At 66.1% G+C, this 15782-nt stretch carries 18 protein-coding genes; 14 read left to right on the top strand and 4 right to left on the bottom strand.

The annotated features are described in order from the left end of the window. The first annotated feature begins 27 nt into the window (after positions 1-27). On the top strand, positions 28-756 hold the full coding sequence (locus LL236_RS03630) for a class II aldolase/adducin family protein (protein WP_228177429.1): 729 nt from the start codon (positions 28-30) through the stop codon (positions 754-756). 45 nt (positions 757-801) lie between these two features. Here the strand turns inward: LL236_RS03630 and LL236_RS03625 are convergent, their stop codons facing one another. After that, positions 802-1788, bottom strand: a complete 987-nt coding sequence (locus LL236_RS03625; RefSeq protein WP_228177428.1) for a zinc-dependent alcohol dehydrogenase — start codon at positions 1786-1788, stop codon at positions 802-804. Positions 1789-1903: 115 nt separating this feature from the next. Between LL236_RS03625 and LL236_RS03620 the strand changes: the two genes are divergently transcribed. From LL236_RS03620 to LL236_RS03570, 11 genes are all read left to right on the top strand, one after another. Beyond that, positions 1904-2737, top strand: a complete 834-nt coding sequence (locus tag LL236_RS03620; protein ID WP_228177427.1) for a hypothetical protein — start codon at positions 1904-1906, stop codon at positions 2735-2737. After that, a complete protein-coding gene (locus tag LL236_RS03615) occupies positions 2734-3021 on the top strand; it encodes a hypothetical protein (protein ID WP_228177426.1) in 288 nt (95 codons plus the stop codon). The genes LL236_RS03620 and LL236_RS03615 overlap by 4 nt, the downstream gene beginning before the upstream one ends. After that, positions 3018-3695: a thiamine pyrophosphate-binding protein gene (locus LL236_RS03610; RefSeq protein ID WP_228177425.1), complete on the top strand. Its 678-nt coding sequence runs from the start codon at positions 3018-3020 to the stop codon at positions 3693-3695. The genes LL236_RS03615 and LL236_RS03610 overlap by 4 nt, the downstream gene beginning before the upstream one ends. Then, on the top strand, positions 3614-4789 hold the full coding sequence (locus LL236_RS03605) for a thiamine pyrophosphate-dependent enzyme (protein WP_228177514.1): 1176 nt from the start codon (positions 3614-3616) through the stop codon (positions 4787-4789). The genes LL236_RS03610 and LL236_RS03605 overlap by 82 nt, the downstream gene beginning before the upstream one ends. Positions 4790-4843: 54 nt before the next feature. After that, entirely contained in the window at positions 4844-5731 is an 888-nt protein-coding gene (locus LL236_RS03600) for a MarR family winged helix-turn-helix transcriptional regulator (RefSeq protein ID WP_228177424.1), read from the top strand. A 194-nt stretch (positions 5732-5925) separates the two neighbouring features. Next, positions 5926-7083 carry a sugar ABC transporter substrate-binding protein gene (locus tag LL236_RS03595; protein WP_228177423.1) on the top strand — a complete coding sequence of 386 codons (1158 nt, stop codon included), beginning with the start codon at positions 5926-5928 and terminating at the stop codon, positions 7081-7083. Next, positions 7080-8633, top strand: coding sequence for a sugar ABC transporter ATP-binding protein (locus LL236_RS03590; RefSeq protein WP_228177422.1), 1554 nt, complete (start codon positions 7080-7082; stop codon positions 8631-8633). The genes LL236_RS03595 and LL236_RS03590 overlap by 4 nt, the downstream gene beginning before the upstream one ends. Positions 8634-8638: 5 nt before the next feature. Then, the gene (locus LL236_RS03585; RefSeq protein ID WP_228177421.1) at positions 8639-9676 is read left to right on the top strand and encodes an ABC transporter permease; all 1038 of its coding nucleotides are present in this window, start codon (positions 8639-8641) and stop codon (positions 9674-9676) included. After that, complete coding sequence (locus LL236_RS03580) at positions 9673-10230, top strand: VOC family protein (protein ID WP_228177420.1); 558 nt, start codon at positions 9673-9675, stop codon at positions 10228-10230. Before LL236_RS03585 ends, LL236_RS03580 begins: the two co-directional genes overlap by 4 nt. After that, positions 10227-11012, top strand: a complete 786-nt coding sequence (locus LL236_RS03575) for an SDR family NAD(P)-dependent oxidoreductase (RefSeq protein WP_228177419.1) — start codon at positions 10227-10229, stop codon at positions 11010-11012. Before LL236_RS03580 ends, LL236_RS03575 begins: the two co-directional genes overlap by 4 nt. A gap of 18 nt (positions 11013-11030) precedes the next feature. After that, positions 11031-11339 carry a putative quinol monooxygenase gene (locus LL236_RS03570; protein WP_228177418.1) on the top strand — a complete coding sequence of 103 codons (309 nt, stop codon included), beginning with the start codon at positions 11031-11033 and terminating at the stop codon, positions 11337-11339. A gap of 99 nt (positions 11340-11438) precedes the next feature. Here LL236_RS03570 and LL236_RS03565 read toward each other — a convergent pair whose 3' ends face one another. Next, the gene (locus tag LL236_RS03565) at positions 11439-12053 is read right to left on the bottom strand and encodes an IclR family transcriptional regulator (RefSeq protein ID WP_267189483.1); all 615 of its coding nucleotides are present in this window, start codon (positions 12051-12053) and stop codon (positions 11439-11441) included. 39 nt (positions 12054-12092) lie between these two features. Here LL236_RS03565 and LL236_RS03560 point away from each other — a divergent pair, with 39 nt between their 5' ends. Together LL236_RS03560 and LL236_RS03555 are read left to right on the top strand one after the other, a co-directional pair. Continuing rightward, a complete protein-coding gene (locus LL236_RS03560) occupies positions 12093-12896 on the top strand; it encodes an SDR family NAD(P)-dependent oxidoreductase (protein ID WP_228177417.1) in 804 nt (267 codons plus the stop codon). After that, positions 12886-13689 (top strand): SDR family NAD(P)-dependent oxidoreductase, encoded by an 804-nt coding sequence (locus tag LL236_RS03555; RefSeq protein ID WP_228177416.1) that lies wholly within the window; start codon positions 12886-12888, stop codon positions 13687-13689. Before LL236_RS03560 ends, LL236_RS03555 begins: the two co-directional genes overlap by 11 nt. Positions 13690-13870: 181 nt before the next feature. On the opposite strand, the gene LL236_RS03550 is transcribed toward LL236_RS03555, so the two are convergent. Both LL236_RS03550 and LL236_RS03545 read right to left on the bottom strand, forming a co-directional pair. Further along, positions 13871-14677, bottom strand: a complete 807-nt coding sequence (locus LL236_RS03550; protein WP_228177512.1) for an ABC transporter permease — start codon at positions 14675-14677, stop codon at positions 13871-13873. Positions 14678-14727: 50 nt separating this feature from the next. Beyond that, positions 14728-15705, bottom strand: a complete 978-nt coding sequence (locus LL236_RS03545) for an ATP-binding cassette domain-containing protein (RefSeq protein WP_228177415.1) — start codon at positions 15703-15705, stop codon at positions 14728-14730. Between the last annotated feature and the right edge of the window lie 77 nt (positions 15706-15782).

Below are 15782 nucleotides of genomic sequence, written 5' to 3'. Positions count from 1 at the left end.
CTCGGGATGACCAGCAGAGGAAAGACGATGACGGAGCAAGACGAAGAACGGCCTGAGCGTGTCCTCGAAGACCTCGTGGACGCCAACCACGTTTTGGTGGACAAAGGCATTCTGGATGCCTTCGGACATGTGAGTGTCCGGCACCCCTTCCGCGCCGACAGATTCCTGATCTCACGGAACCTTGCGCCGGGACTGGTGACGACCGATGACATCCAAGAGATGTCGTTCGACGGCGAGACATCCGATCGGCGACCGAGCTATCTCGAGCGTTTTCTGCACGGGCGGATCTACGCGACGCGGCCGGATGTGGTCTCGATCGTCCACAGTCACTCGCCGTCGATGGTGCCCTTCAGTATCTCTGCGGTGCCGCTGCGAGCGGTGTGGCACATGGCGGGATTCCTGGGTGAGGAGGTGCCGGTGTTCGAGATCCGCGACAGCGTCGGTCATGCCAGCGATCTCTTGATCCGCGACACAGCACTGGGTGGGGATCTGGCCGCGGCGCTGGGGGATGCTCCCGTCATCCTGATGCGTGGTCACGGTTTCGTCGCCGTCGGCGCATCGCTGGAGCAGGCTGTGGCCCGTGCGGTATACGCGGACCTCAACGCGCGAGCGCAGACCGCGGCGATCGGACTGCGCGGCGAGTACACGGCACTCACCGCTGAAGAGGCGGCTGCGGCCGCAGCCGCAAACGACGGGCAGTTGCAGCGCGCGTGGTCCGTCTGGCGTGATGAGGTCCGTCGCGCCCCCAGAAGGTGAGGAAGCCCCGAGACCGACGCGTCGGTCTCGGGGCCCCTGCCCCTACTAGGGGTGGATCAGGACCTTGAGTGTGCTCGATGCGTCACGTGACCGATCGAACGCCTCCGCGGCCTCATCGAAGGAGAACTCGTCGGTGGCCAGAGGGGTGAGGTCGATGCCCGTCCGCTCGATGAACCGAATCGCCCGAGGCCACACGCCCGACGACCCTGTGATCCCCTTGATCGTGAGGTCCTTCGCTTGGATGAGAGCCAGCGGCGCGGACACTTCGGCCGCGGCGGTGATCCCGATCTGCACAATCGTGCCGTTGTGGCTGACGATGCGATAGGCGCTCGCCATCCCGTGGGGATTGCCGGAGGCTTCGATGACCACGCGCACGCCCAGTGGCCCGGCGACTGCAGCGATCGTGGCTTCCGCATCGGGCGCGGACGGATCCACCGTCGCGTCCACCCCCAGTCGTGTCGCCATCTCGCGGCGCTGTGCCGACGGTTCGACGAGCACGGTCAGTGCGCCCTTCGCGTGCGCAGCCAGCGCCGCGCACTGTCCGATCATGCCTCCGCCGATGACCACGACCGTGTCGCTCGCATCGATCGAGCCCGCTTCCTCGAGAGCGCGGTACGCGACAGTGAACGGCTCGATCATCGCCGCGCTGCGGTCGCTGATGCGCTCGGGAACGTCATGTAGCAGTCGCTCGAGAACCACGAACTCTTCGCTGCCGGCGCCGTCATAGGTCAAACCGAACCACGACATGTGGCCTGTCACGCACTCGCCGACGACCCGGTCGCCGATGGAGAAGCGGTCTGAGCCGGGTCCGACGGCCGTCACGACGCCGACCCATTCATGTCCGGGCACGATCGGGTAGTTCACGGGAGCCCAGGAGTCGAAGTCTCCGTCGAGGAGCTCCGTGTCGGATCTGCAGATCCCGAACCAGAGCGGTCGGACGTGGACGGACCCGGATGGCGGCTCGGTGGCCATGGGGACATCTCGCAACGCCACCGCGTGCGTGCCCTGGTCGATCACTATTGCCTTCGGCATCGTATGCTCCCTTGCTGTTCGCGCCGGCCGCATCGCCGGGCTATGAATTCGCTGCTGTACAAACTAAACGGAGAAACGTACTCTTACAACCGGAAACTTTACGAAGGGAGTACACGTGGCAGCGCTGACAGGGGTCTTCGGGGTTCCACACACCCCTGCCTTTCCCAAGTTGGTCGACGATGGCGTCGGCCCAGCGGCAGAGATCCGCGAGATGTACGCGCGGGTGCGTGCTCGCGTCGAGGCGGCGGAACCGGATGTGGTGATAGTGGTCGCCGACGACCACCTGAACACCTTCTTCCTGGACAACTTCCCCTCGATCGGGATAGGCATCGGAGCCGAAACCTGGGGGCCCAATGACGGCACCGATGGGCTACCTCCCCGCAGCATTCCATCCGACCCCGACTTCGCGAGCCACCTCCTCGCCGAGCTCATCGGACGTGGTTTCGAGCCGTCCGTCGTGCAAGACTTCGCGATCGATCACGCCATGGTGGTGCCGATTCACTTCCTTCTCGGCGATCCGACGATTCCGGTCGTCCCGCTGTGGATCAACGAGCTTGTCCCGCCGATCCCCACATCTGAGCGTGCCTACGAGCTCGGACGCTGCCTTCGTGCCGCGATCGAGAGCTACGACCATGAGCGAAACGTCGTCGTGATCGGCTCGGGCAGCTTCTCGCTGGAGGTCGGAGGGGTGCACATCGCACCGGATCAGAACTACGGCGTACCCGATCCGGAATGGACCGAGACGGTTGTCGATCACATGAAGACGGCGCGTGCGGCCGAACTCGTCGCCCGCGCGACGCCGGAGCGACTCCACCGCGCCGGCAACGTCGGAGGAGAGCTGCTCGCCTGGCTCGTGGCATGGGCCGCCGCCGGCGGGGGAGCACCCGAATCGATCACTGTCCAACCGCAGTTCGGCCACGCCTACGCCTCGTGGGAGGTGCTCTCATGAGCGCGTACGAAGGCTCGCGATTCCTCCACGAACTCTCGGTCGACCCGAGTCTTCGGGAGCTTGCGCGAGTGTCACCGCGACGGGCGCTGGCCGGGTACGGGCTCACCGATCGCGAGACGGATCTCTTCCTCGCGGGAGAGGTGGGCGAGCTCTACCGGCTAGGCGTCAATGACTTCCTGCTCCACAACGCGCAACGTTTCGGTCTGTTCGGGCTCGATATGTCATCGTTCTCTGCGCGGATGCGTGCCGTCGCCACGTCCGCTGCGGACGGAGGGAACGCGTGAGTGAACTCGGCGCCCTGCCCTCGCCCGAGTGGGGCAGCGATGCGATCGCCGCGTTCCTGCGAGAGACCGGAGTCGAGTACATCGCACTGAATCCGGGTGCGAGCTATCGCGGGCTCCACGATTCGCTCGTGAACTATCTCGGTGACAGTGGCCCGACGATGCTCATGACGCTCCACGAAGAGCACGCCGTTGCCATCGCGCACGGATATGCGAAGCTCAGTGGACGTCCGCTCGCGGTCGCGCTCCATAGCAATGTCGGGCTCATGCATGCCGCGATGGCGATCTACAACGCGTACGCGGACCGTGTTCCGATGCTCATTCTCGGGGCGGCGGGCCCGGCCGACGCCGACCGGCGGCGGCCCTGGATCGACTGGCTCCACACAACCGCTGACCAGCCGGCGATCGTTCGGAACTACGTGAAATGGGACGACTCGCCGCTATCCGTGGCGGCAACGCTCTCGTCGCTGTCGAGGGCGTGGGAACTGACATCGGCACCACCGCAGGCTCCGACGTATGTCGTGCTCGATGTGTCGGTTCAAGAAGAGCGGATCACGGAGCAGCCGAAGCAACCGAGGGTGTTCGAACGCGCGGGCTGGGCCCGACCCGTGGCGGCGCAAGACGCTGTGAAGGAGGCGATGGGCCTGCTTCGCGGGGCGCAGCGCCCGGTCATCTGAGCGGCCGCTCGGGGGCGGGTGCCCAAGAGTATGCCGATCGCGTGCGGCTGGCTGAGATGCTGGGCGCGCGGGTGGTCACCGACCTGAAGGCGAACTCCAGTTTCCCCACCCGACACCCGCTTCATGTCAACGGCGCAGGGTTCTTCCTTTCTCCGGAGGCGATCGAGGCCCTCGGCGAAGCCGACGTCGTGGTGGCGCTCGACTGGATCGATCTCGCAGGCGCGTTGCGGCAGGCTCCGGCCCGAGCGGCGCGGGCCGTAGTTGCCGTCACGCTGGACCCATATCTCCACAACGGGTGGTCCAAGGACCATGGTGATTGGCCGGTGGTTGATGTCTGGCTCCCTGCGGTCGCTGAGGACGGTGTGCGTCAGCTGATCGAAGCGGCCGAGGATGACCCCGTCTCGTCCGGGGCGGTGATCGGTCCCCGTCTGCCTCAGGAGACGAGCGGGGGAGCAGAGTCGCGTCCTCCACACGACCAGATACCGCTTGCCGAGTTGGCGGACGCGCTGCGCTCAACGCTCGCCGCCGACGGGGTCGTCCTCGCCCGACTCCCTTTGGGGTGGGACAGTGCATGGTGGGACTTCTCCTCACCCACCGACTACCTGGGCTACGACGGCGGGGGTGGAATCGGCTCCGGTCCGGGAATGGCCGTCGGTGCCGCGCTGGCGGCTCGAGATGACGAACGGATGGTGGTCGCCGTGCTGGGCGACGGCGACTTCCTGATGGGAGCCACAGCCGTCTGGACAGGTGTGAAGTACGGCGCAGCAGCACTTGTCGTCGTCGCGAACAACCGCTCCTACTTCAACGATGAGGTCCACCAGGAGAAGGTCGCGCATCATCGAGATCGCGACCCGTCGCGAAAGTGGGTGGGACAGCGGATCGACGATCCAGCGCCGGATATCGCGATGATAGCCCGGGCGCAGGGAGCGATCGGGCTCGGGCCGGTGATCGACCCCGCACAGCTTCGGCCAGTTCTCGAGGAGGCTGCCGCCCTCGTGAGAAATGGGGCGCTCGTCGTCGTCGATGTGCGTGTGGGCGCGGGCTACTCCGAGCTCATGGCGGGAGGTTTGGTGCGCGAGGTCACACCCGGGTAGCGTGTGTCGGGCCCGTGCAGTGGCGGGCATCCGAGAGGAGCGGCTGGAGGTTCCGTGAGCTTCGGTGGTCGGCCCCTCCCCGTCGAGCAGGCGCCGGGGTTCGCCCTGCGAGTGGCGGAGCAGTTCCGTATCGCCACGTGGAAGAGCATCGTCGGCGATTTTCCCACCACGCCTCAGCTCGCGTTGTTGTTGGCCATCTCGGAGAGTGGTTCCTCGCACCAGCAGGAGCTGGGTGATCGGATCGGGGTCGACAAGGCCACGTTGACGTCCCTCATGGTGATGCTCGATGAGCGCGGACTGATTCGCCGGGGCACGGATCCGCGGGACGGTCGGCGTCGTCTGGTCGAGTTCACGGTCGACCTTCAGCACCTGATCGACGGCGCGATGCTCGGCGCCGCACGAGTCGACGAGGAACTCCTCCGTCCTCTCTCCGAGTCCGAGTCGGACGAAGTCGCTGAGATCTGGGGCGCGGTTGCTGCGGGCAACGAGCTGGAGGGGACGGCACTCGCGAGCGACTCACCCGATTCGAAGCTCCAGTCGACCCCGGGCTGGCGGCTGCGGCGGGTTCGGCAGATCCATTCCCGCCTGTGGTCGGCATTCGTTCCCGCGCTGACGCCTCCGCAGTACGCAGCCCTCGATGTTCTGTACTACTCCGGGCCGCTCGAGGTGCTGGCGACAGCGCGGCTGGCCGGTCTCGAGGTGTCCAACGGTGCGCGAATCCTGCACCGCGCTGCTCGGAAGAATCTCGTTTCCCGCTCCCGGGTCCGGGGCGACGCCCGTCGTATCCAGCTTGAGCTGACGGATGAGGGACGCCGCGTGCTTCTGGATGCGACAGCCGGTGTGCGTCTCGTGCAGGAGACGCTGATGCGACCCATCCCCGACGCCGGAGCGCGACGTTTTCATGAGCTCACAGCGCGCGTGGCGCGGCTGGATCCCCAATGACAATCCTTTCTTCGCGGTTCACGTAGACGGACCGAGCGGGCTGTGCCAGCTTCACAGCACGGGTGCGACTGACTATCCACCATGCAGAGCAATTTTCTTTTCGCCAGATGATTGCATCCCGAACGAATTGCAGCTGCAGGGAACTTCCGGACAGATAGTTGCATCCCGAACGAATCGATTACGAAGGAGTAATGATGCACACAGCACGACCTCGTCGGATGGTCGCCCTCGTGGCGGCCGGCGTCGCCGGCGCCCTCATCCTCGGCGGATGTGCCTCGAGCACGGACGACGGCGGCGAATCCAACACTGCCGATCGAGCGGCCGGGCTTGCCCATGCCCAAGAGCAGATCGCGCCCTATCTCGAACGGGCCGTGAGCATGCCCGACCTCGAGCCGCCGATCCCGGTGGACCAGCCGCTGGCAGAGCTGCCCACGGGCAAGAAGTTCGCGTACGTCGAGTGCAACGTGCCCGAGTGCGCGGTGGTCGGGGCGCAGATGAAGGTCGTCATCGAGGAGCTCGGCGGCGAGTTCATCTCGTTCAAGCAGGGGACGGATACCCAGAGCACCGCCGAGGCATTCCAGGCCGCGTTCGACTCGCGTCCCGACGTCCTCATCCAGGATGCGATCGAGCCGCAGACCTGGAACGCGCAGCTCACGCAGTTCAAGGACGCGGGGATCCCCGTCGTCTCATGGACGATCCCCAACGACCCTCCCGCAGAGGGCATCTCGGCGGTGTTCAACGGCGGAGACACCTTCCGTCTCGTGGGCCGGATCATGGCCGACTATGTCATCGCCGAGTCCGACGGTGAGGCCAACGCCGTGATTTTCTTCCCGCCGGAGTACACCGTCTTCAGCGGGCTTGCGGAGGACTTCGTCGACGAGATCCAGACCCAGTGCCCGGACTGCACCGTCGAGGCGGTGTCGGCTCCCGCGTCGGAGATCGGTTCTCAGCTGCCGAACCGCGTCGTGAGCTACGTCCAGGCGAACCCCGACACTGATTGGGTCGTCGGAGCGTTCGGCTCGGTCCTCATCGGGGTTCCGCAGGCGCTTGCTGCGGCGGGAATCGAGGGGATCGACACGCTGTCGCAGGCCGGTGGGCAGGTCAACTTCCAGTACATCGCGGACGGACTTCAGACCGCTGATCTGTCGAACGATCTGAACCAGGAGGCATGGATCGCCGCCGACATCGCAGCCAAGCTCGCCACGGGCCAGGCGGTCGACGAGGTGACGATCAACTCGCGGTCTGCGCAGAAGTTCATCACGCGCGAGAACCTCGACTTCGCGCCCGAAGACGGTTTCGCCTCGTACCCCGGATACCAGGAGTACTTCCTCGGCCTCTGGGGGCTCGAGTGAGGGGAAACCACCAGGGAGCGGACGTCCTGCTGGACGTCCGCTCCCTCTCCAAGACTTTCACGGCGACCAAGGCGCTCGACGACATCGACATCTCGATCCGCCCGGGTGAGATCGTCGCCCTGTGCGGGCAGAACGGCTCGGGAAAGTCGACGCTCATCAAGATCCTCGCGGGCTTCCATGACCCGGACCCTGGGTCGACGATCACTATCCAGGGTCAGCCGTTCGACCCGAGGCGCAGCACGACGGGCAGGATCCACTTCATCCATCAGGATCTTGCGCTGGTCGACACGCTCTCGGCCATCGAGAACCTCGCGCTCTCCCGCCACGTCTCTCGGCCCTTGCTCCTCCCGAGCCAGGTTCGCGCCGAGACCGAGCGCACTGAGCGTGTGCTGCGCCGCCTCGATGTCGATGTGCCGCTCAACGTTCCCGTCGCACAGCTGACCCAGGCGGAGCGGACCATGATCGCGATCGCCCGGGCGATCGACGGGTGGGAGCGCGACGACAACATCCTTGTGCTGGACGAGCCGACGGCGTCCCTCCACGAGGGCGAGGCGCGGGCGCTCTTCCGCGCCGTGCGCTCGCTCGCAGACAAGGGGGCCGGTGTCCTCTTCGTCTCGCACCGGCTCGACGAAGTGATCGCGCTCGCCGACCGCGCGGTGATCTTCCGAGACGGACGCGTCGTCGCGGCTCTCGAGAGCGATGAGCTGGAGCCGGACGCGATCGTCTCCGCCATGATCGGTGAGCGACCCCAGCCGCTCGAGCGAACGCGCGAGCGCTCGGGCGAGGTGGTGCTCTCGCTGCGCGAGCTTGCGGGAGAGCGGGTGAACGGCGTCTCGCTGGAGGTCAAGGCGGGAGAGATCCTCGGCGTGAGTGGGCTCATAGGTTCGGGCGTCGAAACGCTCGGCGCGATCGCTTCGGGCGCTCGACATCGGTCACGGGGAGAGGTCGTCCTCAACGGCAAGCCGCTCCCCTCCGGCGACATCTCCGTGAGCATCCGACGCGGTTACGCGTGGGCACCGGCGGAGCGTCAGCGTATCGGTGCGGTGATGACCCAGACGATCCGCGAGAACGTCTCTCTGCCCAAGCTTTCCCCCATCACAGGTCCGTTCGCCGACGTGCGGGTGCGAGAAGAACGCGCCGACGTCGACCGATGGATCGGGAAGCTTCAGGTCACCCCTGCCGACGCTGAGCTCTACATGACGCAGCTCAGCGGGGGGAACCAGCAGAAGGTCGTGCTCGCGAAGTGGTTGCGTACCGATCCATCTGTTCTCTGGCTCGACGAACCGACCCAGGGTGTCGACGTGGGTGCGAAGGCAGCGATCCATCAACTCGTGGCGGATGCCGCATCCGAGGGCAAGGCGATCGTGGTCGCCTCCACCGACAACTCCGAGCTCGTCGCGCTCTGCGACCGCGTCCTGGTCATGGACGCCGGTCGGGTCGTGGCGGAGCTCTCCGGAGAGCAGCTCACCGAGGAGCAGCTGCTCACAGAGTCCATCCGGCAGCACGGCGCATCGGCTGGTCCGGCCGCAAGAGGGGAAAAGACAGCATGATCGACATGGACACGACGGCCAAGACGGAAGAGTCCGCGTCGCCGAGGGAGCGGCCGCAACGGCGGTGGCTGGAGGCGATCTCGTTCCAAAACGCCAGCGCGGTCTACATCGCCGTGATCCTGGTGATCGTCTTCGCCTTGTGGGTACCCGACACCTTTCTGACGGCGACCACCTGGAAGAGCCTGCTCGACACCCAAGTGATCACCGCCCTGGTCGCGATCGGCCTCTGCGTTCCGCTCGCCACAGGCGTCTTCGACCTTTCTATCGGCATGACGCTGGGCGTCGGGTCGGTCGTCTCCGCGTTCATGCTCGTGAAGGCGGGTCTGCCGACGCCGGTCGCGATCCTTATCGCGCTCGCCGTCGGGGCTCTCATCGGTCTGGCCAACGGTCTGATCGTCACGCTCCTCAACGTCGACAGCTTCATCACCACCCTCGGAATGACGGCGCTCCTCACCGCATTCGTCCAATGGATCACCAGTGGTCAGCAGATCCTCGGGCTGCCGTCGGACTTCCAGGCCCTCGCGGCCGGACAGCTCTTCGGTGTCACCTATCCCGTGTACATCCTCCTGGCCGTGGCGTTTCTGCTCTGGTATGTGCTGGAGCGCACGCCGCTCGGTCGGCAGTTCTATGCGACGGGAGGAAATGCGGAGGCCGCGCGTCTCGCGGGGGTCAAGACCAAACGCCGGATCGTGATGTCGTTCATGATCGGCTCGACTGTTGCGGCCGGAGCGGGTGTCCTGCTCGCGGGACGGCTCGGGACCGGTGACCCGACGATCGGCGGCGACTACCTTCTCCCCGCGTTCACCGCGGTCTTCCTGGGAGCCACCCAGTTCAAGCGGGGACGATTCAACATCTGGGGAACGCTCGTCGCGGTCTACATCGTTGCACTCGGCGTGAAGGGAATTCTGCTTGCAGGCGCCCCGACGTGGATGCCGTACCTGTTCAACGGCGCGGTGCTGATCATCGCGGTCGCGCTGAGCAAGGTTCAGACCAGTCGGCGCCTCCGGGGCCGAAAGCGCGCCGGGACGGAGGTGCAGGCATGAGCGAGTCACCGATCCCCGGCCTTCGCGCTGTCGACCACGTAGCCGTCACGGTGCCCGACCTCGAACAGGCGATCGATTTCTTCACCGAGGTCGTCGGTGGAGAGCACGTCTACACGACCGGCGAATTCGCAGACGACGCCGGCGACTGGATGTACACCAACATCAACGTGCATCCTCGCAGCAGGCTCCGCATCGGAATGGTGCGGCTCGGCGCCCACACCAACCTCGAGCTCATGGAGTATCGCGCTCCAGACCAGGAGAAGGATGATCCGCGTAACTCCGACATCGGCGCGAGCCACCTCTGCTTCTACGTCGACGACGTCGATGCGGCGGTGGAGTACTTCCAGGGAATCGAGGGTGTGCGTGTCCTCGGTGCTCCGACCGATGTCGGCGAAGGACAGCCGAATCACGGAGCCCGCTTCGTGTACGTGATCACACCGTGGGGGTACCAACTCGAACTGATCAGCGTGCCGCACGGCATGGCGTACGAGAAGCCTGGTGCGGCGCGGCTCGCACAACCGGGAATGTGGAACAACAGAGAGGAGACCTCATGACGGGGTACGGATTGAAGGACAAGGTCGTTCTGATCACGGGCGGCGGCTCGGGAATCGGCTTGGCGACAGCGACAGCCTTCGCCGAGCAGGGAGCACGCGTCGCTGTCGCAGATCGGAATCCGGCGGCTGCTGCTGCGATCGCCGGCGACCACGCGGTCGACACGACAGAGCTCGATGTCACCGCCGACGGTGCGATCGCAGGGTGGGTCGACGCCGTTGCAGACAGGCTCGGTGGTGTCGATGTGCTCGTCAACAATGTGGGCCTTGCGCCTTTCCGCGAGAGCTTCCTTTCGGTGACGGACGAGGACTGGCGTTCGCTGCTCGATGTCAACTTCTTCGCCGCCGTCCGCGCATCCCGCGCCGCGATCCCGCACATGATCGAGCGCGGCGGTGGCGCGATCGTCAGCTTGGCAAGCGACGCAGCCACACAGCCGGATCCGTTCTTCGTCGACTACGCTGTCTCGAAGGCAGCCGTGCTGAGTCTGTCCAAGTCCCTCTCGATGGAGTTCGGCCCGCGTGGCATCCGCTCGAACTGCGTCGCACCGGGGCCGACAGCGACTCCCGCGATGGACAGCTTCATATCGAGCCTGTCGACAGAGCTCGGCAAGGGGTTCGAGGAGACGAAGGAATACTTCGCCAAAGACATGCGGAAGCTTCCGCTGGGAAGGATGAACGACCCCGCTGACGTCGCCGCAGTCATCGTCTTCCTCGCGTCCGACCTCGCCCGGCAGGTCACCGGCGCGTCATACCGGGTCGATGCAGGCTCGCACGTCTATCTGTAGGAACGAAGGGAACACGACATGACGAAGGTTGCGAAGTACGTCGAGCTTCCGTTGCGCGCGGACAAGGTCGAGGAGTTCCGCGTCCTCCTGGAGGCGAACCGGCAACACACCAAGATCGAACCGGGAACTCTTGAGTGGGCCATCTACGCCGTCGACGGCAAGCCCTCCAGCGTCGCGATGTTCGAGGTATATGAGGATGAGTCAGCCTCTGCCGAGCACGACACATCGCCCGCGTTGGCGCCCATCCTGGAACGGCTCGGCGAGTTCCTCGACGGAGATCCCGTGATCGTCAACCTGCGCTACGAGCGAGGCAAGCACGACGACTGACCTGTATCTCGGGCGTTGCGTCGCCGGAGCGAGGGGCCCTCGTACACACGCGAGGTCCCCTCGGTCCGTGCATGACGGCAGTGGCCTGGGCGGCGGTGCCTACCGCAACGTCTCGGACAGCCGTCCCGCTGCGTCCATCAACTCGCCGGCGATGGACTTCGTAAGCGAGGTCGGCATCCGGTAGGACGGTGCCGAGACGTTTATCGCTATCCGCAGGCCCAGCTCGTTGGGCACCATGACAGCGACGCCGGCCACACCCTCGTCGCCGCTCTCGCCTCTGCTCACGGCGTAGCCAACTCGGCGAACGCGGTCGAGCTGTGCGGCGAGCTGGGTCCGAGTTGCGACCGTCGCCGGTGTCAGTGCCTCCAGGGCTTCTCGGGGGTAGAGCGTTCGGAGCTGTTCCGTCGTCAGGCCGGCAAGGAGGGCCTTGCCGACGGCCGTCGCGTGGGCGGGATAGTCCTTGCCGACACGGGAGACCACACGCACCGGGGCCGCCGATTCCGTGGCGATGAGGTACCGAACGCGGGTACCCTCCAACGCTCCCAAGTGCGACGTTTCGCCGAGGGTCTCGCTCAGCTCGTCGACGATCGGCTGTGCCGATGCGACCAGATCATTGCGTCGCCGCGCCGAGTAGGCCACCCGGGCAAGACTCGGGCCCGGCATGTAGGCCTTCGTGTGCGAGTCCTGGCGGATGAAGCCGCGCCATGCCAGCATCGCAAGAAGCCGGTGGGCGGTTGAACTCGCAACACCGAGATGACTGCTCACTTCGGTCGGTCGCACCTCGCCCAGCTCCTCGAGGAGGAGGAGGATCCGCTCGTCACCGGTGCGGCCTCAGGCATAGGCGCGGCAGTCACCGACCTGCTGCTGGCGAAGGGGCTGCGGGTCGTCGGTGCAGACATCACACCGCACGAAGCTCTCGGCGAGAATCACCTTCCCGTCAGCGTCGATCTGAGCACGGAGCGTGGTGCGGAGGACTTCGTCAACGCCGCCGCCGAGCGCTTCCAGGGAATCGACGCGCTCGTGAACTGTGTCGGAGTGCAGCTCAACCGGGAGGACGGATTCGAGACGATCGACGATGACGACTGGGCGAGATCCTACGAAATCAACTTCGCAACAGCGATGCGCTGCATCCGGGCGGTTCTTCCCGAGATGAAACGGCGCGGGGGAGGTGCGATCGTATCCATCAGCTCCCTCGCCGCGTCGGAGCCCCAGCCGCCCAACATCGACTACGCCGCCTTCAAGGCGGCCCTCACGACGGCGAGCAAGGCGCTCTCGCGCGAGGTGGCTCTCTCGGGCATCCGAGTGAACACGGTCTCCCCTGGGCCCGTCGACACACCACAGTTCCGTCGGTGGTTCGAAGGCAGTCACCCCGGCACTCCCGCAGATCTCGACGAGCGGATGCGGCGATACGCCGTGGACGAGCGGGGACTTCCCTTTGGCCGGCTCGGCACGGCGAGGGAGGTCGCCGCGGTGATCGCGTTCCTGCTCGGTGACGACGCGTCGAATGTGACAGGAGCGGACATCCGAGTCGATGGAGGAGCATCTCGTGGCCTATGAACGGCTGGAGGGCGGCGGAGCCCCACCCTCTGCCGCTCTGGTGACCGGTGGCGCTTCGGGAATCGGCGCGGCCACCGTCGCCGCGCTGAGAGCCGACGGGACCCGTGTGGCGGTGCTCGACCGGACGCAGCCGTCGCACGAGACCGACGGCGTGCGGTCGTTCATCGCGGACCTCGCAGACCCCGATGCGGCACGCGACGTCGTCGACACGATAGCTGCCGAGTGGGGGCGCCTTGATGTCCTCGTCAACTGTGCGGGCATCTCGGGTGCGATGCCCGTGCATGAGACAACGGACGATGCGTGGGCCCGGATGATCGATGTCAATCTGTCTGCGGCGTTTCGGACGAGTCGGGCCGCCCTCCCGCATCTCGCACGCACACGCGGCTGCATCATCAACGTCGTGTCCACGATCGCCCTTCGCGGCTATCCCGCCCAGGCGGCCTACGCCGCATCGAAGGCGGGTCTTGTGGGGCTCACCCGGCAGATGGCGGCGGATTACGGCGCGGACGGTGTGCGTGTCAACGCGGTCGCTCCGGGCGTCACCGATACGCCGTTGACGAGTTCCCGGTTCCTTTCCGATCCCGAATGGGTCGCCGACGTCGTCGGTCCGGTACCCCTCCAACGCGCCGCGCGAGTCGAGGACATCGCGGGCGCCATCCGCTTCCTCGCCAGCTCAGAGGCGGCCTACATCACCGGTCAAGTGCTCGCCGTCGACGGGGGAGTCTCCACGTCGTCGCTCTCTGCGGTGCCCCGTCGTCCGCAGTTCGCATCGTCTCTCACGGTGTCGCCGTAAGAGTGCTCGTCCTTGGGTGCGGTGATGCCAGTGATCATGTGCGCGTCAACCGCATCGCTTGTCTTCGTTGCCCGAGCAGGGCTCGCCGTCGCTGGTGGGACGCTGTCAGCGCGATCGACGGCTGGATCTGGGGGACTGACGACCAGCCACCGGGCCGCCATCGCGCGGTGGGAGCTGTGCGCTACCGGCTGAGAGTTGCGAAGCGGCGGATCGAGAGCGGCACGAACACGACGAGCATCGCCACAGCGAACAGCAGGACGTAGACGACTGGATGCTGAAGGGGCCAGGCATCCGTCGCGGCACTTCCCGCGGGAGCATTGCCGAACAGCTCTCGTGCCGCCTGGACGAGCGCAGACACCGGGTTCCACTCTGCGACCGCACGCAGTGGCCCGGGCAGGTTCTCGCTCGGGACGAACGCATTGGAGATGAAGGTCAGGGGGAAGAGGATCAGGAACGAGGCGTTGTTGATGACTTCGGGGCTGCGCACCACGAGCCCGAGGAACGCCATGACCCACGAGAACGCGTACGAGAACACCAGCAGCAGGGCGACCCCCGCGATGAAGTCCAGCGCCGATGACTCGACGCGCCAGCCGACGATGAGTCCCGTCAGCATCATCACGACCAGCGACAGCACGTTGATCACGAGGTCGCCGACCGTCCGTCCGATCAGCACCGCGGATCCGTTCATCGGGAGCGTGCGGAACCGGTCGATGATCCCGTCCTTGAGGTCTTGCGCCATCGCCGAGCCCGAGTATGTGGAACCGAACACGATGGTCTGAGCGAAGATCCCGGCCATCAGGAACGAGGTGTAGTTCTCGCCGGGCACGGTGATCGACGAACCGAACACGAACGTGAACAGCAGCACGAACATGATCGGTTGGATCAGCGTGAAGATCAGGATGTCGGGGACCCGAGTGATCTTCTTCAGGTTGCGCCAGGTCGCGATCGACCCATCCGAGACAAACCGGGTGAGCGGCGTTCCCGGCATCGGTGCCAGGGTCTCGCCGGGCCGTGCGGTCGCGGGGGTCACGTCAGCGTTCATGCTGCGTCCTCCTCGGCATCTGCCTGTTCGGCGGCATGACCCGTGAGCTGCAGGAACACGTCGTCCAGGGTGGGCCGGCGCATGCCGGCATCGTGCAGGTCGACACCTGCGGCGGCAGTGTCCGCCATGATCCGCGACAGGGCATCGGCACCGTCGGAGACGGGGACCACGAGGCTGCGCGCCCCGTCGGAGGCGACGGGGCCAGTGCCGTAGCGGGAGAGGATTTCGCTCATCGCGGCAGCGTCGGCCTCGGAGACGAGACTGACCGCGATGCGCTGCCCACCGACGGAGGACTTCAACTCGTCAGCGGTGCCCTTCGCGATCACGCGTCCGTTGTCGATGATCGAGATCGAGTCGGCGAGGCGGTCCGCCTCCTCGAGGTACTGGGTGGTCAGGAGCACCGTCGTGCCGCCTGCGACGAGCGACTCGATCACATCCCACAGGGCGAGTCGACTGCGCGGGTCGAGTCCCGTCGTCGGCTCGTCGAGGAAGAGGACCGGCGGGTTGATGACGAGTGCGCCGGCCAGATCGATGCGGCGCCGCATCCCGCCCGAGAATCCCTTCACCGGGCGGTTCTGGGCATCCACGAGGTCGAACAGCTCGATGAGTTCCCGCGCGCGCTGCGTCGACCGCCGTCGCCCGAGGTGGTAGAGCATCCCGACCATGAAGAGGTTCTCGAACCCGGTGAGGTTCTCGTCGACCGCGGCGTACTGACCGCTCGCGCCGCTCATCCGGCGGATCTGCTGCGGTTCGGCGAGCACGTCGACACCGTCAATGCTCGCGGAACCGGCATCCGGTCGGATGAGGGTCGTCAGCACCTTGACCGTCGTCGTCTTCCCGGCGCCGTTCGGCCCGAGCAGTGCTGCGACGGTTCCCTCCGGCACCGACAGGTCGAGCCCGTCGAGCGCGCGGACGACCGGCGCGCCCCGCGGATGGTAGGTCTTGACGAGCCCTGTCGCCTCGATGAAAGCCATGGCAGGGATGGTAGCGGTCTCCGGCGACATCCGGGTGCCTGGCCGCGGCCCCATGGCTGGGGACTGTCCCGCATGAT

Source organism: Microbacterium schleiferi (assembly GCF_020781975.1).
GTDB lineage: Bacteria > Actinomycetota > Actinomycetes > Actinomycetales > Microbacteriaceae > Microbacterium.
Note: the sequence above shows the minus strand (reverse complement) of the source record. Positions and strands in the feature narration are given on the sequence as shown.